Source organism: Flagellimonas lutimaris (assembly GCF_051494225.1).
Taxonomy (GTDB): domain Bacteria; phylum Bacteroidota; class Bacteroidia; order Flavobacteriales; family Flavobacteriaceae; genus Flagellimonas; species Flagellimonas lutimaris_A.
Map to the genome: position 1 here is coordinate 331,671 of NZ_JBNPYE010000001.1, position 19,570 is coordinate 351,240.

General features: G+C 40.2%; 20 protein-coding genes. 10 read left to right on the forward strand and 10 right to left on the reverse strand.

The genetic code is table 11. From position 1 onward, the window contains the following. Positions 1-97: 97 nt before the first annotated feature. The 3 genes from ACQQ5U_RS01430 to ACQQ5U_RS01440 form a co-directional block, all read right to left on the reverse strand. Positions 98-703, reverse strand: a complete 606-nt coding sequence (locus ACQQ5U_RS01430; protein ID WP_437395138.1) for a tRNA (guanine-N1)-methyltransferase — start codon at positions 701-703, stop codon at positions 98-100. Between the two features lie 107 nt (positions 704-810). After that, positions 811-2,259: a glyceraldehyde-3-phosphate dehydrogenase gene (locus ACQQ5U_RS01435; protein WP_437395139.1), complete on the reverse strand. Its 1,449-nt coding sequence runs from the start codon at positions 2,257-2,259 to the stop codon at positions 811-813. Positions 2,260-2,385: 126 nt separating this feature from the next. Beyond that, positions 2,386-3,783 (reverse strand): S1C family serine protease, encoded by a 1,398-nt coding sequence (locus tag ACQQ5U_RS01440; protein WP_437395140.1) that lies wholly within the window; start codon positions 3,781-3,783, stop codon positions 2,386-2,388. A gap of 134 nt (positions 3,784-3,917) precedes the next feature. On the opposite strand from ACQQ5U_RS01440, the gene dapF reads away from it, so the two are divergent. The 4 genes from dapF (at position 3,918) to ACQQ5U_RS01460 (ending at position 7,058) form a co-directional block, all read left to right on the forward strand. After that, the gene (gene dapF, locus ACQQ5U_RS01445) at positions 3,918-4,700 is read left to right on the forward strand and encodes a diaminopimelate epimerase (RefSeq protein ID WP_437395141.1); all 783 of its coding nucleotides are present in this window, start codon (positions 3,918-3,920) and stop codon (positions 4,698-4,700) included. Further along, positions 4,688-5,221, forward strand: a complete 534-nt coding sequence (locus ACQQ5U_RS01450) for a GNAT family N-acetyltransferase (protein WP_437395142.1) — start codon at positions 4,688-4,690, stop codon at positions 5,219-5,221. The genes dapF and ACQQ5U_RS01450 overlap by 13 nt, the downstream gene beginning before the upstream one ends. After that, positions 5,211-6,254 (forward strand): endolytic transglycosylase MltG, encoded by a 1,044-nt coding sequence (mltG, locus tag ACQQ5U_RS01455; protein ID WP_437395143.1) that lies wholly within the window; start codon positions 5,211-5,213, stop codon positions 6,252-6,254. The genes ACQQ5U_RS01450 and mltG overlap by 11 nt, the downstream gene beginning before the upstream one ends. A gap of 159 nt (positions 6,255-6,413) precedes the next feature. Continuing rightward, the gene (locus tag ACQQ5U_RS01460; protein WP_437395144.1) at positions 6,414-7,058 is read left to right on the forward strand and encodes a hypothetical protein; all 645 of its coding nucleotides are present in this window, start codon (positions 6,414-6,416) and stop codon (positions 7,056-7,058) included. Positions 7,059-7,104: 46 nt separating this feature from the next. Here the strand turns inward: ACQQ5U_RS01460 and ACQQ5U_RS01465 are convergent, their stop codons facing one another. The 3 genes from ACQQ5U_RS01465 to dnaA are packed head-to-tail and all read right to left on the reverse strand — an operon-like array spanning position 7,105 to position 9,733. After that, positions 7,105-7,833, reverse strand: a complete 729-nt coding sequence (locus ACQQ5U_RS01465; protein WP_437395145.1) for an SAM-dependent methyltransferase — start codon at positions 7,831-7,833, stop codon at positions 7,105-7,107. 4 nt (positions 7,834-7,837) lie between these two features. Further along, a complete protein-coding gene (locus tag ACQQ5U_RS01470; RefSeq protein WP_437395146.1) occupies positions 7,838-8,290 on the reverse strand; it encodes a low molecular weight protein-tyrosine-phosphatase in 453 nt (150 codons plus the stop codon). Positions 8,291-8,308: 18 nt separating this feature from the next. Beyond that, positions 8,309-9,733, reverse strand: coding sequence for a chromosomal replication initiator protein DnaA (gene dnaA, locus ACQQ5U_RS01475; protein ID WP_437395147.1), 1,425 nt, complete (start codon positions 9,731-9,733; stop codon positions 8,309-8,311). A gap of 202 nt (positions 9,734-9,935) precedes the next feature. On the opposite strand from dnaA, the gene ACQQ5U_RS01480 reads away from it, so the two are divergent. Then, a complete protein-coding gene (locus tag ACQQ5U_RS01480) occupies positions 9,936-10,328 on the forward strand; it encodes an acyl-CoA thioesterase (RefSeq protein WP_437395148.1) in 393 nt (130 codons plus the stop codon). Between the two features lie 2 nt (positions 10,329-10,330). Here ACQQ5U_RS01480 and ACQQ5U_RS01485 read toward each other — a convergent pair whose 3' ends face one another. Genes ACQQ5U_RS01485 through ribD form a run of 4 tightly spaced genes read right to left on the reverse strand, consistent with a single transcriptional unit; the run spans position 10,331 to position 13,456 of the window. Next, on the reverse strand, positions 10,331-10,945 hold the full coding sequence (locus ACQQ5U_RS01485; RefSeq protein ID WP_437395149.1) for an IMPACT family protein: 615 nt from the start codon (positions 10,943-10,945) through the stop codon (positions 10,331-10,333). After that, positions 10,945-11,808 (reverse strand): EamA family transporter, encoded by an 864-nt coding sequence (locus ACQQ5U_RS01490; RefSeq protein ID WP_437395150.1) that lies wholly within the window; start codon positions 11,806-11,808, stop codon positions 10,945-10,947. Before ACQQ5U_RS01490 ends, ACQQ5U_RS01485 begins: the two co-directional genes overlap by 1 nt. Continuing rightward, on the reverse strand, positions 11,809-12,411 hold the full coding sequence (locus ACQQ5U_RS01495) for an HAD family hydrolase (protein ID WP_437395151.1): 603 nt from the start codon (positions 12,409-12,411) through the stop codon (positions 11,809-11,811). Then, complete coding sequence (gene ribD, locus ACQQ5U_RS01500; protein WP_437395152.1) at positions 12,404-13,456, reverse strand: bifunctional diaminohydroxyphosphoribosylaminopyrimidine deaminase/5-amino-6-(5-phosphoribosylamino)uracil reductase RibD; 1,053 nt, start codon at positions 13,454-13,456, stop codon at positions 12,404-12,406. The genes ACQQ5U_RS01495 and ribD overlap by 8 nt, the downstream gene beginning before the upstream one ends. 30 nt (positions 13,457-13,486) lie before the next feature. On the opposite strand from ribD, the gene ACQQ5U_RS01505 reads away from it, so the two are divergent. The 5 genes from ACQQ5U_RS01505 (at position 13,487) to ACQQ5U_RS01525 (ending at position 19,308) form a co-directional block, all read left to right on the forward strand. Beyond that, positions 13,487-13,972 carry a GNAT family N-acetyltransferase gene (locus tag ACQQ5U_RS01505; RefSeq protein ID WP_437395153.1) on the forward strand — a complete coding sequence of 162 codons (486 nt, stop codon included), beginning with the start codon at positions 13,487-13,489 and terminating at the stop codon, positions 13,970-13,972. Beyond that, a complete protein-coding gene (prmC, locus tag ACQQ5U_RS01510; RefSeq protein ID WP_437395154.1) occupies positions 13,972-14,889 on the forward strand; it encodes a peptide chain release factor N(5)-glutamine methyltransferase in 918 nt (305 codons plus the stop codon). Before ACQQ5U_RS01505 ends, prmC begins: the two co-directional genes overlap by 1 nt. After that, entirely contained in the window at positions 14,886-16,886 is a 2,001-nt protein-coding gene (ligA, locus tag ACQQ5U_RS01515; protein WP_437395155.1) for an NAD-dependent DNA ligase LigA, read from the forward strand. The genes prmC and ligA overlap by 4 nt, the downstream gene beginning before the upstream one ends. Beyond that, positions 16,883-17,176, forward strand: coding sequence for a hypothetical protein (locus ACQQ5U_RS01520; RefSeq protein ID WP_437395156.1), 294 nt, complete (start codon positions 16,883-16,885; stop codon positions 17,174-17,176). The genes ligA and ACQQ5U_RS01520 overlap by 4 nt, the downstream gene beginning before the upstream one ends. Before the next feature lie 215 nt (positions 17,177-17,391). After that, positions 17,392-19,308, forward strand: a complete 1,917-nt coding sequence (locus tag ACQQ5U_RS01525) for a BspA family leucine-rich repeat surface protein (RefSeq protein WP_437395157.1) — start codon at positions 17,392-17,394, stop codon at positions 19,306-19,308. Positions 19,309-19,570 lie beyond the last annotated feature (262 nt).

Consider the following 19,570-nt stretch of genomic DNA (forward strand, 5'->3'; position numbering starts at 1 on the left):
ACATTGTTGCTTGAAATTAATTCGCAGCAAAAGTAATGAAAGCTGTCAATAACTAAGACATAAAAAAGAAAGGCTTCCTTTTGGGAAGCCTTCATACTTATTTTTTCTGTTTGTTCAGCTCGTCCTGAAGTTGACGACTAATCTTCTGCTCGCGCTCCAGAGCACGTCGCCTGTGGTTTTGATATTCCTCTTCCAAATCGGCAAGGGCGGATTTGGCTTGTTGAGTCAAGAAATTACTGTTTCTAAATCGGTAGATAAAGAATAGTAATAACAACAATAACCCAAATATGATGGACCACAAGATAAAATTGTACGTCCCTTTACTGATCAATGCTCCGAAAAATGAAATACTGTCCTTTTCCTCCGTAACAGCGTTTAGGTTATTGGTGGTTTCCTGTAACTTGTTATTAAGATCTTCTATTTCTGCATTGTTGGCAGAAATCGTCGAAGTAAGGTCCTTGATATTTTTATTGGCTGTATCAAGGGAATCAAAGATGTTGTTTTTGGTTTCATACAAATCCGATAACTTGATTACCTCATAACGTATACCATTGGCACGATAGTTCCCTGACTTTCTCTCCAATTCTTCAAATTGTCCCCTAAGGGTATTGTCCACTTCGTTGGCGGACTCATCTTCTTGAGCATGGATCAAGAAGGTTGGGGCAAGTAAGGCTAAGGCGAATAAAATGCGTAAATGCTTCATGTTCAATAATGTTCTCGTATTAAATTTAGATTAAGGGCGGGACGAAATTACATCAATATACCCAATTTCAAAAAAAGAAATGGGGTCTTTGAACAAATTGCCATCCACTAATAATAAGTATAACGCCTAACTTTCGCGATATATTTCGCCAATCGGACAACTTGATGGGAATATCCGTACTCATTATCGTACCAAATGTAGAGCACCACGTTTTTGCCGCCAGGAGCGACTATGGTTGCCTTACTATCGTAAATTGATGGGGCAGTGGCACCGACAATATCCGAAGAAACCAGCTCATTGCTCAAAGCATATTTTATTTGCTCCACCAAATCACCTTCCAACGCATATTTTTTAATTATGGTGTCAATGCTTTCTTTTGATGTCTTGTTCTTCACTTCTAAATTAAGGATGGCCAAAGACCCGTTGGGCACGGGCACCCGAATCGCATTTGAGGTCAATTTTCCCTTTAAAGATGGGAGTGCCTTGGCAACCGCAGAACCGGCCCCTGTTTCGGTAATTACCATATTAAGTGCTGCGGCACGTCCTCGACGGTACTTTTTGTGCATGTTGTCCACCAAATTTTGATCATTGGTATAAGCATGTATAGTTTCCAAATGACCTTTTTTAATTCCTAAGGAATCTTCGATTACCTTTAAAATAGGAGTAATGGCATTGGTAGTGCACGAAGCCGCGGAATAAATGTTGGTTTTATCCGGGTCAAAGTCTGTATGATTAACCCCATGAACAATGTTCGGCACTTCTTTTCCTGGAGCAGTCAATAATACTTTGCTTGCTCCTTTGGATTTTAAATGTCTAGAAAGTGCAATATTGTCTCTAAAAGCACCTGTGTTATCAATAATCAAGGCGTTGTGAATACCGTGTTTGGTATAATCGATATCCTCCGGTTGGTTTGCACTGATGAACTTTACCGTGGTTCCATTGATTACCAGGGCATTTTTTGATTCATCCACATCCACAGTTCCTGTAAAAGGCCCATGTACGGAATCAGTTTTCAGGAGTGCAGCTCTTTTTTCGAGGACTTCTCGGTTCAATTCACCACGGATTACAATTGCCCGCAATCGTAGCTGACTGCCACGACCTGTTTTTGCCATAAGTTCACGTGCCACCAAACGACCAATACGGCCAAAACCGTAAAGCACTACATCTTTTGGTTTTATGGGTTTAGATGATTGGGCATCCTTTAGTTTATCAATAACAAAGGCCTTAACATTAAGATGGGCATTTTGGTTGTTGTGATACTCGTAGGTCAATTTGCCTATGTCCAGTTTTGCGGGAGGGAGGTTAAGATCGTTTATTGCCCTCAAAATCTCAACGGAATCGAAAATGGACATGGGTTTTTGCACAAATTCGCCAGCGTACTCGTGCAGGTTAATGATATCGCTTACATTTTTATCGATTATTTGGTTCTTGAACAGTACCACTTCAATGGCTTTGTCGTACCAAAGGTCACTGATGATTTTTATGAATTCTGTGGTTGCTTTTCGCCTGTCTGCCTGAAAGGCAAGCTCTTTTTCGTAAGATGAAATGTTACTCATGGGTTATGGTTGCGATTGTATAGTTAATTTTTGCGGCTAAATTATATATTTCAAACGTTTTCGTAAAACTTATTGGCAATAAAAAAGCGTCTCTTTAAAGACGCTTTTTAAGTGTTTTTTCAGCACTTACTGAAGTATCATATGTTCCTTTTCACCATCTTCATTGATCATGGTAAAACTGGTTCTTCCATATCTGGATAATTGACTGAAACGTTCTTTGGCGTCATCAATATCGTTGATGGGGTCGCCATCCAATTCAATGATTACTTTGTTTGTTAAGCCATATCTAGTATAGGACTCGGGAACATTGGTGATTTTCACCCCTTTTGACACCCCAAATTTCTCTTTGTCGGCCTTGGATAAATTTTTCACAGTAAATCCGGTGCCGGGCAATTCGATGCTGAGTCGCTTTTTCAAGACCACATATTTCACAAGACTTTCTCCGTCTCTGTTCAATGTAACCTCTACTTTGTCTCCAGGTCTTTTGGATGAAAGGTATCCAGAAAGTTCAGAGAACTTGCTCACTTGAATGTTATCTATTTGTTTTATAATATCACCTTCCATTAAACCAGCATCGTAAGCTCCAGATTCTTCTTCAACGCTGGAAATGTAAACACCTTCCAGATCATCTATCCCCATTTCTGTGGCAGCCGCTGGGTTAAGATCTCCACCTCTTATACCCAATTGTCCTTTTTGGACATTGCCAAATTCCATGATATCTTCAACCACTTTTTTGGCAATATTACTCGGTACTGCGAAAGCATAGCCCACATAAGAGCCAGTTTGCGATGTAATAGCCGTGTTGATACCAATAAGGTCACCATTTGTATTGACCAAAGCACCTCCACTGTTCCCCGGGTTTACGGCAGCATCTGTTTGGATAAAGGATTGCGCCCTTCTTGGGGAGAGCGACCTTGCTTTAGCACTTACAATACCTGCGGTTACCGTTGATGTTAAATTAAAAGGATTTCCAACTGCTAATACCCACTCTCCAATTTTGGCATTGTCAGAATCCCCAAAAGCTAAATAAGGCAAGCCATCCTCTGCATCAATCTTCAAAAGGGCAATATCGGAATCAGGATCGGTACCAATTACTTCCGCTTCATACGTTTTGTTATTATTCAGGGTTACTTCCAATTGACTAGAGTTGGCAATAACGTGGTTGTTGGTCACAATATATCCATCAGGAGAAATAATAACTCCAGATCCAGTTCCCACTTGTGGAGTTTGTTGGCGTTCATAACCATAAAAGAATTCAGCAATGCTGGATGGTCCTTTACTGATGGTCATATTTTTTACGTGCACCACAGAATTCACCGTTTTTTCAGCTGCAAGCGTGAAATCAACTTCATTGATTCCAGCGCCTCGTGCCGAAGTATCCAAATTACTGGTCGTAATAAAAGGTGTTTCTTGTTCTGGGGCGAACAATTTGTAGCTTTCTTTCTCAAAAAATAATTTGTAGGATCCCAACGTAATTGCGCCTGCAAATAGTGACACTAGGAATAAACTCGCTATTTTCTTCATAATTCAATAATTATTTAACATTAAGCCATATCAAAATTAAAATATTTCAATTTTTGAGCATGTGGGTTTAACGCTGTTTTAACTCCAAAAAAAACCTTAAAGATTCCCATATATTTGTTCCTTTGTAGATAATCATGGAACTACAGTTTTTTAAATATCAAGGAACGGGAAACGATTTTGTAATTATTGACAATCGTCAGGACATATTTCCCAAAAATAATACCAAGCTAGTTGCTGAACTTTGCGATAGAAGATTTGGCATAGGAGCGGATGGATTAATACTGCTTGAGAATGACAATATGTCGGATTTCAGGATGGTATACTATAATGCGGATGGAGCGGAAAGCAGCATGTGCGGTAATGGAGGTCGTTGTTTGGTCGCTTTTGCCCATTATTTGGGTATTGTGGAAAAAGAGACCACATTTAATGCGGTTGATGGTTTGCATTATGCCACGGTTGAAGAGGATATCGTTAACTTGAAGATGATCGATGTGGACAAAATTCACGAAAAGCAAAATCATAGCTTTTTGGATACGGGTTCTCCGCATCATGTTCAGTTGGTGAAGGAACTGGAAAAGTTTGATGTACAAAAAGAAGGAAAGAAACTCCGCTACGGAATTTATGGCGAGTCTGGAAGCAATATCAATTTTGTGGAGCAGACCAATGATAACACTTTTGATGTCCGTACATACGAAAGAGGAGTGGAAGGGGAGACCTTTTCTTGTGGAACCGGTGTTACTGCAGTGGCATTGGCCATGCACGAGTCAGGCAAAACATTCGCTAACGAAGTACATATTCATACTATTGGGGGTGATTTGACCATTTCTTTTGAGAAAAAAGATGGAAAATACAGCAATATCTTTTTAAAAGGTCCTGCTGTACAGGTATTTAAAGGAACAATAGAATGCTCAATCTAAAGGGAGAACAAATATACCTGCGTGCTTTGGAGCCCACCGATTTGGATTTTCTGTACAAATTGGAAAACGACACTTCGGTTTGGGAAATAAGTGGTACGTTGAAACCCTACTCTAAAAAAGTATTGCGATTGTATTTGGATAATGCCCATAGGGATATATATGATGTAAAACAGTTGCGGCTTTGTATCAGTAATCTTCAGCATGATTGTATAGGTTTGATAGATTTGTTCGATTTTGATCCCAAACACCGCAGGGCGGGCATCGGAGTTGTGATTGTTGAACCTGGGGATAGAAACAAAGGCTCCGGAGCAGAAGCTTTGTCACTCTTATGTGATTATGCTTTTTCCACCTTGGACCTGCATCAGTTGTACGCCAATATTTTGGAAGATAATGAAGCGAGTATTCATTTGTTCCAAAAAATGGGATTTAAGAAAATTGGAATCAAAAAAGAATGGATCAGAACCAGTAAAGGGTTCAAGAATGAAATAATGTATCAAAAGATCAACTCAAATGAATCTTAAGAAAGTACTTTGGGCAACGGCCATTCTTGGGCTTGCGATTTGCGGTTTTATCGCTTATCAAATTTACAGTGCGATTTTTAGCTCCAATACACAGTTCAATAATGATGAAGCATTTGTATATATAGAATCGGATGCTACCTTTTCTGATGTTACAACTTCTTTGGAACCACTATTGAAAAATCTATCCACTTTTGAGGCGGTTGCCAAACGCAAAGGATACATTGCTAATATTAAAGCCGGAAAATACGTCTTAAAAAAGGGAATGAACAACAACGAGATCATCAATACCCTGCGAAGTGCCAATATTCCTGTTCAGGTTTCATTTAATAATCAAGAATCTTTGGCCCTGCTGGCAGGAAGGATTTCCGAGCAGATTGAAGCGGACAGTCTATCCCTGCTTCAAACCTTTAATGAACCTAGTTTTTTGGAAGAAACCAAGTTTAATGATGACACTAAGCTGGCCATGTACATTCCCAATACCTATGAGTTCTTCTGGAATACCGATGCGGAGAGCTTTAGGGATAGGATGCGGAAGGAATACGACCGTTTCTGGAACGATGAACGCATCCAAAAAGCCGAAAACCTTGGACTTGCGCCAAACGAAGTTATCTCGTTGGCAGCTATTGTTCAAAAGGAAACTGCCAAAGTAGATGAACGTCCAAGAGTAGCTGGAGTCTACCTTAATAGAATTAGGAGGGGTATGTTGCTACAAGCCGACCCTACCGTTATTTATGCCATTAAAAAGGAAACAGGTAATTACGATACTATTATAAAAAGAGTTCTTTTCCGTGATTTAGAAATGGATTCCCCATACAATACCTATAAAAATGCGGGAGTTCCTCCAGGTCCGATTACCATGCCGGATATTACTTCCATAGATGCTGTTTTGAACCCTGAAAAGCACGATTATTTATATTTCGTAGCCGACGTTTCCAACTTTGGATACCACATTTTTGCGAAGTCTTTAGCGCAACATAACCGAAATAAAGTGCAATACACCCGTTGGTTGAACCAACAAAAAGTCCTTAGATAAAACTATTTACCGTTGATTTCCATCACTTTAACGGATTTTAAGGCTGATTTAAGAAATCTTTAAGAGCTTTAGGGTACCCATTAACTTATCTCCACCTATATTTGCCGGCCAATTTGATTTTTGATACGTATATGTATTGAGATCACAAATATGAACATTATGAAAAGATGGATAGGTTTTATACTGCATCTTGCCATGATTGTAGTTTTGACAAGTTTTGGTTCTTACACCGTAATGAAAAAAGGGGATGTTGAAATTCCTGAATCATTGAAGGTAACAGCCAATTTGGAATTCTTTGCACCGCAAGATTCCATCGCACTTCTTGACGAGGACGAGGTAACACCTCCTTTTCTGGGTAAAGCTTTTAATGGCTTTAAGGAAGCACTCGCTTTTAAAGAGTCCCAGGGTAAATATCATAGAGTAAACACATTGGGTTATTTGGGTAAATACCAGTTTGGTAGTAGTACCTTGCACCTTATGGGAGTTTACGATATGGATGATTTTTTGGAAAATCCAAAACTTCAGGAAAAGGCTTTTGAAGCCAATATTGCCCGTAACAAATGGATCTTGAGAAGAGATATAAAGCGCTTCAACGGAAAAACTATTGGTGGTGTCAAGGTGACAGAATCCGGTATTCTGGCTGCGGCCCATTTAGCCGGGGCTGGAAACGTAAAGAAGTATCTACGATCGTATGGACAAAACGATGTAACGGACGCTTATGGGAGTAGTATCTCATACTATATGAGCAAATTTTCGGGATACGATATTTCCAACATCGAACAGAAGAAAAATGCCAAAGTATAATTGGTAGAAGATTGTAAAAAAAAAGCTCCGATTTTCGGAGCTTTTTTTATGCATGAATAATATATATTGTTGGTCTTTTGTCCAAATCTATTCCAATTTCGCCCCACTCGTGAACACTTTTGGTTGAGATAAACTCGGTGGGTAAGGTAATATCACATGCGATGCAGAGTCGGGTGGACTTTTGTAGCGTTCTTAAAAGCTCTTTTACCAACTTGTTATTCCGATATGGTGTTTCCATAAAAATCTGGGATTGTCCTTTATCTCGGGATAGTCGCTCCAGATCTTTTATCATTTTTTTGCGTTCAGCATTGTCTATGGGTAAATACCCGTTAAATGCAAAATTCTGACCGTTCATGCCACTGCTCATCATGGCCATCAAAATAGAAGAGGGACCTACTAGCGGAACCACTTGAATTCTTTTTTCATGGGCAACACGGACAACATCGGCGCCAGGGTCTGCAATTCCAGGGCAGCCTGCCTCAGACAACACACCAATATCAAATCCATGAATGCAAGGGTCTAAAAAAGAAGGTATTTCTTCTAGGTTGGTGTATTTGTTCAAGGGCTGTAAATGGAGTTCGGGTTGGGATTTGCTGGGGCTCACTCGTTTAATAAAGCGTCTGGCCGTCTTCTCATTTTCTACAATGTAATGGTCGATTCGCTCTATGGTTCCCTTTACCGAAATAGGCAACACCTCCAAAGGAGCATTGTCTCCCAAAGTTGTGGGAATCAGGTATATTTTGCCTACCACTAAACCTGGTTTTTCCTCTTCCATGGCCTTAATTTAGCTTTTTCGCAATTGCCTCACAAGCACTGTCAATCATTTGATACACATTTTCGAAACCATCATTGCCACCATAATAGGGGTCGGGCACTTCTAGGATGCCCAATTCAACCTCACTCAACAACAATTTAACTTTGCTGGCTTCTTCCTTGTTTTCCGCAAGATTGGCTACATCTGAAAAATTGCTGCGATCCATTACATAAATATGGTCAAACTTAGAAAAATCTTGTTTTGAAAACTTTCTACACTTTTGATTGCTAATGTTCAGGCCATATTTTCGAGCCACAGCAATGGAGCGTTTGTCGGGCGGATTGCCAATATGGTATCCGGCTGTACCTGCTGAATCTACAAAAACGGAATCCGAATCAACTTTGGATTGCAAAATGCCTTCGGCCAATGGTGATCTGCAAATGTTTCCCAGGCAGATCATCAAAACTTTGGTTTTCATAAATGGGTTTGTGAAGTGTTAGGAGAACTTCTTGCTCAAATCCTCAATATACTTTCTAAACTGTTTATCAGTTTCAGCAAGGTTATCCACTGTTTTACAGGCATGAAGCACGGTAGCATGGTCCCGTTTTCCAATTTGAGACCCAATACTTGCCAAGGATGCCTTTGTGAATTTTTTCGCAAAGAACATGGCCAATTGTCTTGCTTGTACAATGTGGCGTTTTCTTGTTTTGGATTGAAGCGTGGCCACGTCCATCTCGAAGTAATCGGAAACCACTTTTTGAATGTAATCGATGGATACTTCTCGCTTGGTGTTTTTTACAAACTTTTCTACCACTTGTTGGGCCAACTCCAAAGTAACTTCGCGTTTATTGAAAGAGGATTGTGCAATCAATGAAATGATGGCGCCCTCCAATTCTCGAATATTGGTTTTAATATGTTTGGCTACGTGATCTATAATATCTTCTGGCATCTCAACCCCGTCGCGGTACAACTTGTTCTTCAAGATAGATACACGAGTCTCGTAATCTGGGTTTTGCAATTCGGCCGATAGCCCCCATTTAAAACGTGACAGCAGACGTTGTTCAATGTCCTGCATGTCAACAGGAGCCTTGTCCGATGTCAAAATTACTTGCTTGCCGTTTTGGTGCAAGTGATTGAATATATGAAAGAATACATCTTGTGTTCCAGATTTACCTGATAGGAATTGTACATCATCAATAATAAGTACATCAATTAATTGATAAAAATGGATAAAATCGTTTCGGGTATTCTTTTTTACCGACTCAATATATTGTTGGGTAAATTTCTCCGCAGAAATATAAAGAACTGTTTTTTCCGGATACTTGTCCTTAATTTCGACTCCAATGGCATGGGCCAAGTGAGTTTTTCCTAAACCAACTCCACCAAAAACCAGTAAAGGGTTGAATGATGTACCTCCTGGTTTGTTGGCTACGGCCATACCTGCCGACCTTGCCAATCGGTTGGAATCACCTTCCAAGAAATTTTCAAAGTTATAGTTTGGATTTAACTGGGATTCGATTTTTATGTTTCGAATACCGGGAATCACAAATGGATTTTTTAGTTCGGGACTTTTAGAGGTTATCGGCACATCCAATTCCTGAGGTCCCACAGCGGTACGGTTGGAACTTGGGATTTGTTCCGTAAAAGGTTCCTTGTTACCGTACTTGTTTTCCATTTTTATAACGTAGATTAGCTTTGCATTGCTGCCCAACTCACGGGTCATGGCAACTTTTAAAAGCTTTACATAATGTTCTTCGAGCCATTCGTAGAAAAACTTACTGGGTACTTGTATACTGAGCGCCTTATCAGTTAGTTTTATAGGTTTGATTGGTTCAAACCAGGTTTTGAATGCCTGCGGTTGGATGTTATCTTGGATAAAAGCCAAACAGTTGTTCCATACGGAATTAGCAGTAGCACTCATAGAAGTTTTTCCTTGTTTTAATGGTTAGCTTTAATATTTAAGAGTAAACATCTAAAGGGTTATAAGATGCTTATTGGATGCGACAAATATGTGAACAAATCTTTTAAAAAAAAAATGATTTTGTCATTGAAAGTTTTGTTTTTTTTTCGCATGTTACTCTCTCTTAAAGCAAGTCTCAAAATATATAATTTTTCAGTTAAAAATGGGTCTAAATTCATATTCTTTTCGGGTTCGATATGCAGAAACCGACCAAATGGGTGTTGTTTACCACGGTAATTATGCTCAATATTTTGAATTGGGTCGGGTAGAGTGGTTAAGGTCGATGGGAATCACTTACAAGAGTATGGAGGATAATGGAATAATGCTGCCCGTAATTTCTTTACATATTGATTATAAAAAATCTGCACTATATGATGATTTACTTACTGTGCGGACCAAATTAAAATCCAGACCCATGGTCAAAATTGAATTTGACTACAGCTTGTTAAATGAGTCGGGGGAATTATTGGCCACAGCAAATACCGTTTTGGCTTTTATGGATAAAAAAACAGGCAGACCTATAAAATGTCCTGATTATATTTTGGAAAAATTGTAGAATTAATCCAATTGTACAATTTTTACGTGTTGCATTTCATCGAAAAGTTGGAACACTTCCTCCGATTCACTTAATCGAACCGAAATAACAAGCGCACAATCCAATTCCATTTTTTGGGAAACAATGTTCAGGTTTTTCTGTTTAATAACCCGCATTACAATATCCATTTCTGGGTACCCAAATTGTAATCGAAACTGCGCCTTGATGGTTTTCTTTACAATCTGGGCATTTTCCAGGGCCATTTGAGCGGCGGTTTTGTATGCCTGAATCAAGCCACCGACCCCAAGTTTTGTGCCGCCGAAGATTCGAGTTACGGTAATGAGCACATTGGTAACATCAAAGGATTGGATTTGACCGTAAATGGGCATTCCAGCTGAATTATTGGGTTCCCCATCATCATTGGCCCTGTATGTTGGGTTTTCGACTCCGAGTTGCCAAGCGTAGCAAACATGGTTGGCTGTATGGTACTTTTTTCGAAGTTCCTCTACAATAGGTTTTACATCATCTTCCGAAGTAATAGGGTAGACCGCCGCGTAGAATTTGCTTTTTCGGTCTTTAAATAAAATCTCGGGCGAAGGTTTGTTGACGGTCTTGTAAACATCTTCTTTTTTCTCCATCAGAACAAAGCTACCAATATTATGCTCAAAATGGACAAAGCAACACCTCCCCAGTTTTTAAGACTCAACTTTTCCTTAAATAGTAAGATTCCGAAAATAGTGGAGAACATTACAATGGCGACATTATTTAAAGTAAAAATGGCAGCACTGCTCAAAATGTCCGAACGTAGGGCGCGAATCAAAAAATAAATGGAGAAATAGTTGGGTACACCAAGGACGATTCCACCCAATATATTTTTTAGGTTGATTTTTAACGGAGTTTTCACCGCTTTCATTCCGATAAAAATGAAGCCGGTCAAAGCGGCAAAACCAAAGGTCATGGAGGAGAATACGGGAATTTCCTGATCGCTCAAATGGATTTCCTCAAAATACTGAATACTGGTATCGATAACACCGGAGCCTAAAAACACCAATAAAGGAAGTATTAAAGCCTTTCTATTGATTCTGATACTCTTCTCTTTATTTGAGGCCAAGTAAACAGCAACCAAAGCCAATAGAATTCCAATAATCTGAAGCGGACTCAAATGTTCGCCATAAAGTACCACACCCATCACCACAGGAATGGCCAACGACATTTTGGTAGCTACAGAGGCGACAGAAACTCCAGAGACTTGTGCAGTTTTGGCCATTAGGTTAAAAATCACAATAAATAGAATACCCAATAGGATAGGCCCCACAAACCAAGGTTTGTTGGTTAAATCATTGACCCCGACAGGACCATCATATATAAAAAAGCCAACTATGCAGGCAACCACATAATTGGTGATGATGGCATATAGTGTCTGAATTTTATAAACGTCAAATAGTTTAAAGACCACAAAAATCAACGTGGAACTAAGAACACTAAGGGCAAGATATATCATTTACAATTTTGATTTTAGTTGGGCGATGTCTTCTTTGCCTACCTGAAGGTTCCAGACTTTAATGCCCAATTTTACTGCAGAATCGGTATTTTCTTTCACATCATCCACAAAAAAAGTTTCGTCGGCTGCAAGATTGTTTTCTTGCAATACGAAATCAAAAATTTCCGAATCCGGTTTGCGCATCCCAATTTCATAGCTCAGATAAAACTTGTCAAAAGCGTTTTTGAATCGATTGAACCGATTTATTCCCATTTGTTCCTTTACATATTCTATATGCAGGTCGTTGGTATTGCTCAACAAAATCATTTTGTATTGATTTTCCTTGGCAAGATTTTCAATAAACTGTAATCGTTCTTCCGGAAAATCCAATAAAATAGAGTTCCAGGCCTGCGTTAAATATTCCCTACTGGCTTTGGGAAAATGAGTTGAAACTTCATCCAAAAAATCCGAAGAGGAAATTAATCCTTTCTCATAATTTTGAAACAGACCCTCCAAATTTGGGGTCACTTCGGTAAACCCGTGCTGCACCATTGCCTTTGCCGTAGCAGGCTTGTCCAAATTGATGAGCACATCGCCAAAATCTAGGATTATGTTCTTAATCATTTATATATAAGGATAAGGTGTCGGTTAAAATCTGTTGCTGATGCGATAGGGTTCCTTTTAATTTTGGGGCAGGCACCCCTTTTTTAAAACGAACGGAACCTTTAAAAATCCGAGCCTCGTCCCACAGGTTTTCATCTATAAAAGTTTGAAGCGTTTTTGCCCCTCCTTCAACAATCAAGCTTGTAATGTTGTGTTGGTATATCGCATCACAGATTTGCGAGGCTAAAGGTTTTGAAAAATCAATCACAGTATACTCGATACCTTTAACGTATTTTGATTTGTCGTTCATCTGTGTCAAAACAATGGTTTGGACAGAAGTATCCAAAACGTGAAAGCCCGAATCAATTTTCAAATCCTTGTCCAAAACAACACGAATGGGGTCTTTGCCCGCCCAATTCCGGGTGGTCAATTTGGGATTGTCCTCCAAAACAGTTCGGGTTCCTACCAGAATGGCCTGTTCTTGGCTTCGCCATTGGTGCACCAACTGTTTGGAATGGGCATTGGTAATCCAGAAAGGTTCAGGACTCTCTTTTCGCAAAGATGCATCGGGCGCCAAAAAGTCATCATCGGACTCCGCCCATTTTAATATAATGTAGGGGCGATTCTTTTCCTGAAAGGTCAAAAAACGTTTGTGGTGTTCCCTGCATTCATCTTCAAGAATACCCACCGTGACTTTGCAACCCGCATCCTCCAATTTTTTGATGCCTTTGCCTGCAACCTTATCGTGGGGGTCCTGTAATCCGATAAAAACCTCCTTGAGTTTGTGTTTGGCAATCAAATCTGCGCAAGGTGGTGTTTTTCCGTAATGGGAGCAGGGCTCTAACGTAACATATAATGATGATTCCTGAAGTAAACTCTTGTCCTTCACAGAATTTATCGCATTCACTTCGGCATGTGGACCTCCATAAGGAGAGGTAAAACCTTCGCCGATAATTTTTCCGTTATGCACAATTACACATCCCACCATAGGATTGGGTGCAGTGGTTCCCAGTCCTTTTTTGCCCAATTCTATGCATCGGAGGATGTATTTTTGATGTATATTCACCCCGCAAAAATAGAACAATAAAAATACAATATGGGAGATACGGTGATTCGAGAAATAACCCCCGAAGACAACGCACAGGTGGCCCAAGTAATACGCAAGGTTTTTGAGGATATGGGTGTGCCCAAAGTGGGAACCGCCTATGCAGATAAGGCGTTGGACGATATGTACTCCAATTACAATGTGCCAAAGGCCACTTACTTTGTAGTGGAGCATCAAGGGCGGATTATTGGTTGTGCAGGTGTGGCACAATTGGACAACTACGATGGAAATGTATGTGAACTTCAAAAAATGTACTTTTTGGAAGAGGCGAGGGGCAAGGGTCTTGGTGCCAAAATGATAGCAATATGTTTGGACAAAGCCAAGGAATTCGGTTTTGAAGCATGTTATCTGGAGACCATGCCCTATATGGAAGCCGCTCAAAAATTGTACAAAAAGAACGGTTTTGATTATATAGATGCCCCAATGGGTAACACAGGGCACTATTCTTGTCCGGTTTGGATGCTTAAAAAGTTGTAATGCTCCTCAAAGAAATCAAGGATATTTTCCACAGAGAATTGGGTGAACTCTATCCCAAAGAGGAAATAGATTCCTTTTTCTACTCCTGCATTGAACACTACCTGCAATTGGAGCGATTTATTCTTGCCATTCAGCCTGGAATTACCTTGACCCAAGAAGAAGAACAGCCCCTTTTTGAAGCGTTGACCGAATTGAAGACAGAAAAACCCCTTCAATATATTTTGGGAACGGCCCATTTTATGGATTTAGAGCTTCAGGTAAACGAAAATGTTCTTATTCCACGACCCGAAACCGAGGAGTTGGTCCAATGGATTTTGGATGACTTTCAGAAGGAAGGCCAATTTAAGTTGGACGCTGAGCGTAGTCGAAGCGTCATTTCGACTACGCTCAATGACCATTCGTTGAAAATTCTGGATATCGGCACAGGCAGCGGTTGTATTGCCATTGCTTTAGCAAAGAATCTACCCGATGCGAAGATTTATGCCTTGGATGTTTCTGAAGAAGCACTGGAGGTTGCTAAAAAAAATGCAAAATCAAATGGAGTGAATATTGGGTTTGTGCATCAGGACATTCTTAATCCTGAACTCGAACTCGAGTTTAAACTTCATTTTGATGTCATTGTATCCAATCCGCCTTATGTCAGGGAGTTGGAAAAGAATACAATCAATAAAAACGTAAAAGATTTTGAACCTGGTACAGCTTTGTTTGTCTCGGATGAAGACCCTTTGTTGTTTTACAAAGCCATCATTGATTTTTCGGAAAACAATCTTAACGAAAATGGAAGTCTTTACTTCGAAATCAACCAATATTTGGGGGAGGAAACCAAAGCACTTTTCAATGCCCGTAATTTTTCGGAAATTGAACTGCGAAAAGACATTTTTGGCAATGATAGAATGCTAAAAGCAAAGAGAACATGAACATCCAAGAAAAAATTAACTCCCTCCGCGATGAGTTGAGGGACCACAATTATAAATATTACGTGCTCGATGAGCCGTCCATTTCCGATTACGAATTTGACATGAAGCTGAAGGAGCTTCAAAAACTGGAAGCCGAGCATCCCGAATTTGGTGACCCGACTTCGCCGACATTGCGAGTAGGTGGAATGGTCACCAAAAATTTCGAGACTGTTCCCCACGAGCATCGAATGTATTCTTTGGACAATTCCTATTCCAAGGAAGATTTGGAGGATTGGGAGAAACGTATTCAGCGTATTTTGGGTGATGTTGAGGTTGAGTTTACCTGTGAGTTAAAGTATGACGGGGCCTCCATAAGTCTAACCTATGAAAACGGACAATTGATGAAGGCCGTTACCCGTGGTGATGGTTTTCAAGGTGATGATGTGACCAATAACATTAAGACCATAAAATCGGTTCCCTTACAGTTGAAGGGGGATTATCCTCCAAAATTTGATATTCGAGGCGAAATTATTTTAACACTTGAGGGCTTCGCAAAAATGAATGCAGAGCGTGTTGAAGCTGGTGAAGACCCTTATATGAATCCAAGGAACACGGCATCGGGCAGTTTAAAGCTTCAAGATAGCGCCTTGGTGGCTCAACGCCCGTTGGAATGTCTGTTGTATAGTATAGCCGGTCAAAATCTTGGAGTTACATCTCAATTTGAGGTTCTTGAAAAGGCTAGGTCATGGGGCTTCAAGGTGCCAACCGTGGCCAAGCTTTGTAAATCCACAACGGAAGTGATGCAGTTTGCAGATTACTGGGAGGTAAACCGTCACAATCTACCATACGAAACAGATGGGGTAGTGGTTAAGGTAAATAGTATCCAACATCAAGACGAACTCGGGTACACTGCCAAATCGCCAAGATGGGCAATGGCCTACAAATTCAAGGCCGAGCAAGCAACAACAATCTTAAATAAAATCACCTATCAAGTTGGGCGTACAGGTGCGATTACCCCTGTTGCCAATCTGGAGCCTGTTTTATTGGCGGGAACTACGGTAAAACGTGCCTCCTTGCACAATGCCGACCAAATAGCCAAGCTCGATGTCCGCGAAGGGGATACCGTTTTTGTGGAGAAAGGAGGGGAAATCATTCCTAAAATTGTAAAGGTTGATTTTACTAAGCGACCAAAAGACTCAAAGCCAGCGAACTATATTGCCCACTGTCCCGAATGTGGTACCGAACTAATTCGTAAGGAAGGGGAGGCGCAACATTTCTGTCCTAACGATATTGGTTGTCCAACACAGATAACTGGTCGTATTCAGCATTTCATTTCTCGAAAGGCCATGGACATTGAAGGTTTGGGGGGCGAAACGGTGGAATTGTTGTTTAAAGAAGGTTTGATAGGCAATTATGCAGACCTCTACATTTTAACCAAGGAACAAATCTTGCCTTTAGAGCGAATGGCTGAAAAATCCGCTGAAAATTTGGTAAAAGGTGTTGAGGCATCGAAAACAATCCCGTTTGAACGGGTCCTTTTTGCTTTGGGAATTCGTTATGTTGGGGAAACGGTAGCCAAAAAATTGGCAAAAGCCTTTAAAAATATTGATGCGTTAATAGCTGCTTCACAAGAACAACTGGTTGCTGTAGACGAAATAGGGGAGCGAATTGCGGAAAGCGTAGTCAATTTTTTCTCGGAGCCCGCCAACATGGAGATTATTGACCGGTTAAAATCCTACGGATTGCAATTTTCATTGTCAGAGGAGCAATTGGAAAATCAAACGGATATACTAAAAGGACAAACTTTTGTGGTTTCTGGAGTGTTTGAGACTGTCAGTAGAAATGAGCTAAAGAAATTAATTGAGGACAATGGGGGCAAAGTATCCTCATCCATATCTTCAAAAACTAGTTTTTTGATTGCTGGGGATAAAATGGGCCCCAGTAAAAAAACAAAAGCGGAAAGTTTGGGTGTTCCCATCATATCGGAACAGGAATTTTTACAAAAACTAGAAGTATGATACCTCAATCCTTCGAAGAATTTGAATCAGCCTTGGAACAGAAGGGGCCGCCAAACAGATGGTCTGAACCCTTAAAATCGCTATGGTTCGATGCGATGGGGGATTGGGAATCTTCCCATAACATTGCTCAAGATATCCATTCGTCCATGGGCAGTTGGATTCATGCTTACCTGCACCGAAAAGAAGGTGATAAGTGGAATGCGGGCTATTGGTACCGCCAAGCGGGAAAACCTTTTCCAGAATATAGTTTGGAGGAGGAGTTGAAAGTGTTGGTGGAAGCCAATCTGTAAAATTCAATGTCACAAATCAGATTTGAGCGCCAATATTTTTAGAAACTTACCGGTAACATTTTAACGAAATTTAACCGTTGATTTTGTCATGATGCCTTGATGGCAAAAAATTGAAATCTTCCATCCATCAATCCAAATGGGCTATAGGTCAATTGAGCCTTAATTTTTTTGGATTTAATCTACATCTTGCTACATAATTATAACAAGTTAAGACTATGAAAACAAGCAAGATATGGGTGGTTCCATTCCTTTTGATATGTATTTATTGGTCCTGTGACCCCAATGAACCAGATTCAATTTATGTGAACACGGCCCCTTCGATTAAAAATTATTCCTTCACCGCTCCGGAGGATATTTCGGATACACAACTAATAGGTAAAGTATCCGCTACGGATGTGAACAATCAGAAATTGACGTATACCATTTATGAGGATGTTAGCGGACTGTTCTCAATATCTGAAGATGGAAATCTTAGATTGGCCAGTGGCATGTCCTTGGATTTTGAGACTGCCACGGAGCATAATTTTACCGTTAGGGTATTCGATGGTATTGTGGGGAGATATGCAACGATTTCAATCAATGTTGCAGATGTGAAAGAATTCGCCATTGGGCCAAATACCCTAGAGGCCATGGAAAATAGTACTACGGATGAAATTATAGGTGTATTGGGAGTGAACGACCCCAATGACGATACCTATACATTCTCCATTTCCGTAAACAACAACAACTTGTTCGAGATTACCGAAAAGGGTGAACTGAGCTTAGCTCCTGGTATGGCATTGGATTATGAAACCGCCCAGTGGCATAAGATTACAGTGGAAGCGCAGGGAGCGGAACAATTGATATCCGAAGAAATAACGATTAATGTGATCAATGTAGCCGAGTTGAATGACCTTACATCATTCATTACAACCTGGAATGTCGACAATGGGCAGATAGTCACTTTGGGAATCAACCCCGACTACGTCTATGATTATGCCATAAATTGGGGAGATGGCACCTTGGAAAACCTCACAGATGACAAACCTTCGCATACCTACACTACGGCAGGAGTCTATTCCATTGCGATACAAGGCAATTTCCCAGCATTGCAAATGGAGAACAGTGATGTTCCCTCGCAAATAGCTCTTGCATCAATAGATCAATGGGGAGCGATTAACTGGCAATCCATGTACCATGCCTTTTATAATTGTGAAAATATGATAAACAACGCCACCGATGTACCCGATCTAGCCCAAGTAACCAATATGTCCGGCATGTTCTACAATGCACTGGCCTTTAATGGCGACCTGGAACCTTGGGATGTGGGCAATGTTACCAATATGTCACAGATGTTCTACAATGCAAATGCTTTTAATGGTGCCATTACTACATGGAACGTTTCCCAAGTAACGGATATGTCCGAAATGTTCTTTGGGGCCAATATGTTCAATAAAGATATTGGAGCATGGAACGTTGGTAATGTAATTTCCATGAAAAACATGTTTGGATTTACATCTTTTAATCAAGATATATCCAATTGGGTTGTGAGCAATGTAGAAAACATGAGCGGAATGTTTGGCTATGTAACTAATTTCAATCAAGATATTGGTGGTTGGTCCGTTAATAAAGTAACCGATATGTCTGCAATGTTCTCAGAAGCATCATCGTTTAATCAAGATATAAGTAGTTGGGATGTAAGCCAAGTTACCGATATGAGCTACATGTTCAATGGTGCTGAAGCCTTTAATCAAGATATTGGCAGTTGGGATGTGGGGCAAGTGACCAACATGGCTGTTATGTTCAATAGTGCAACATCATTTAATCAAGACCTAAGTAATTGGAATGTTGAAAACGTGACCAATATGAACCTAATGTTCAAAAGCGCAGAGAAATTTGATCAAAGCCTAGGAAATTGGAACATCGGTAAGGTGACCACTATGGCATCTATGTTGAATAGTTGTGGAATGTTATCTTCAAATTACGGTGCAACTTTAGAAGGTTGGGCCAATCAATTGGTGCAGCAAGATGTTGAATTGGGCGCTATCGGACTTGAATATTGTTCGGGAAGTAATGCTGCCCTTGCCCGAGATTTTTTGGTCACGGATTTTGGCTGGGACATTTCAGGTGATTCGGCGGTTGTGTGCCCCTAATATAAAAGCGATTCATTTTCTCTTAATTTAGATTGTTTACCGTCGAAGGCATAATAGGTTTTCGACGGTTTTTCTTTTTTTGTCCTCAGAGTTCTGTTCTTAGAAATCAGAAATAAGATTTCTCACATTCGTTCGAAATGACAAGAGTTTCCCTGTCATTCATAATGCAAACCGGCTATGGTTAAATATCAAGGTGTAACTGTCAATCCAAAAAGGGCATCCGTCAGATCGTGCGCAATTCTTTTTCAAAATTTGGACATCT

Bases quoted from the DNA above. Each gene is read 5' to 3' on its own strand.
- ACQQ5U_RS01480 (WP_437395148.1), top strand. From the start codon at position 9,936: ATGGGTCTAAATTCATATTCTTTTCGGGTTCGATATGCAGAAACCGAC.
- ACQQ5U_RS01525 (WP_437395157.1), top strand. From the start codon at position 17,392: ATGAAAACAAGCAAGATATGGGTGGTTCCATTCCTTTTGATATGTATT.
- ACQQ5U_RS01470 (WP_437395146.1), bottom strand. From the start codon at position 8,290: ATGAAAACCAAAGTTTTGATGATCTGCCTGGGAAACATTTGCAGATCA.
- ACQQ5U_RS01450 (WP_437395142.1), top strand. From the start codon at position 4,688: ATGCTCAATCTAAAGGGAGAACAAATATACCTGCGTGCTTTGGAGCCC.
- prmC (WP_437395154.1), top strand. From the start codon at position 13,972: ATGCTCCTCAAAGAAATCAAGGATATTTTCCACAGAGAATTGGGTGAA.
- ACQQ5U_RS01490 (WP_437395150.1), bottom strand. From the start codon at position 11,808: ATGATATATCTTGCCCTTAGTGTTCTTAGTTCCACGTTGATTTTTGTG.
- ACQQ5U_RS01460 (WP_437395144.1), top strand. From the start codon at position 6,414: ATGAAAAGATGGATAGGTTTTATACTGCATCTTGCCATGATTGTAGTT.
- dnaA (WP_437395147.1), bottom strand. From the start codon at position 9,733: ATGAGTGCTACTGCTAATTCCGTATGGAACAACTGTTTGGCTTTTATC.
- ACQQ5U_RS01430 (WP_437395138.1), bottom strand. From the start codon at position 703: ATGAAGCATTTACGCATTTTATTCGCCTTAGCCTTACTTGCCCCAACC.
- ACQQ5U_RS01485 (WP_437395149.1), bottom strand. From the start codon at position 10,945: ATGGAGAAAAAAGAAGATGTTTACAAGACCGTCAACAAACCTTCGCCC.
- ACQQ5U_RS01495 (WP_437395151.1), bottom strand. From the start codon at position 12,411: ATGATTAAGAACATAATCCTAGATTTTGGCGATGTGCTCATCAATTTG.
- ACQQ5U_RS01435 (WP_437395139.1), bottom strand. From the start codon at position 2,259: ATGAGTAACATTTCATCTTACGAAAAAGAGCTTGCCTTTCAGGCAGAC.
- ACQQ5U_RS01465 (WP_437395145.1), bottom strand. From the start codon at position 7,833: ATGGAAGAGGAAAAACCAGGTTTAGTGGTAGGCAAAATATACCTGATT.
- ACQQ5U_RS01520 (WP_437395156.1), top strand. From the start codon at position 16,883: ATGATACCTCAATCCTTCGAAGAATTTGAATCAGCCTTGGAACAGAAG.
- ligA (WP_437395155.1), top strand. From the start codon at position 14,886: ATGAACATCCAAGAAAAAATTAACTCCCTCCGCGATGAGTTGAGGGAC.
- ACQQ5U_RS01440 (WP_437395140.1), bottom strand. From the start codon at position 3,783: ATGAAGAAAATAGCGAGTTTATTCCTAGTGTCACTATTTGCAGGCGCA.
- mltG (WP_437395143.1), top strand. From the start codon at position 5,211: ATGAATCTTAAGAAAGTACTTTGGGCAACGGCCATTCTTGGGCTTGCG.
- ACQQ5U_RS01505 (WP_437395153.1), top strand. From the start codon at position 13,487: ATGGGAGATACGGTGATTCGAGAAATAACCCCCGAAGACAACGCACAG.
- dapF (WP_437395141.1), top strand. From the start codon at position 3,918: ATGGAACTACAGTTTTTTAAATATCAAGGAACGGGAAACGATTTTGTA.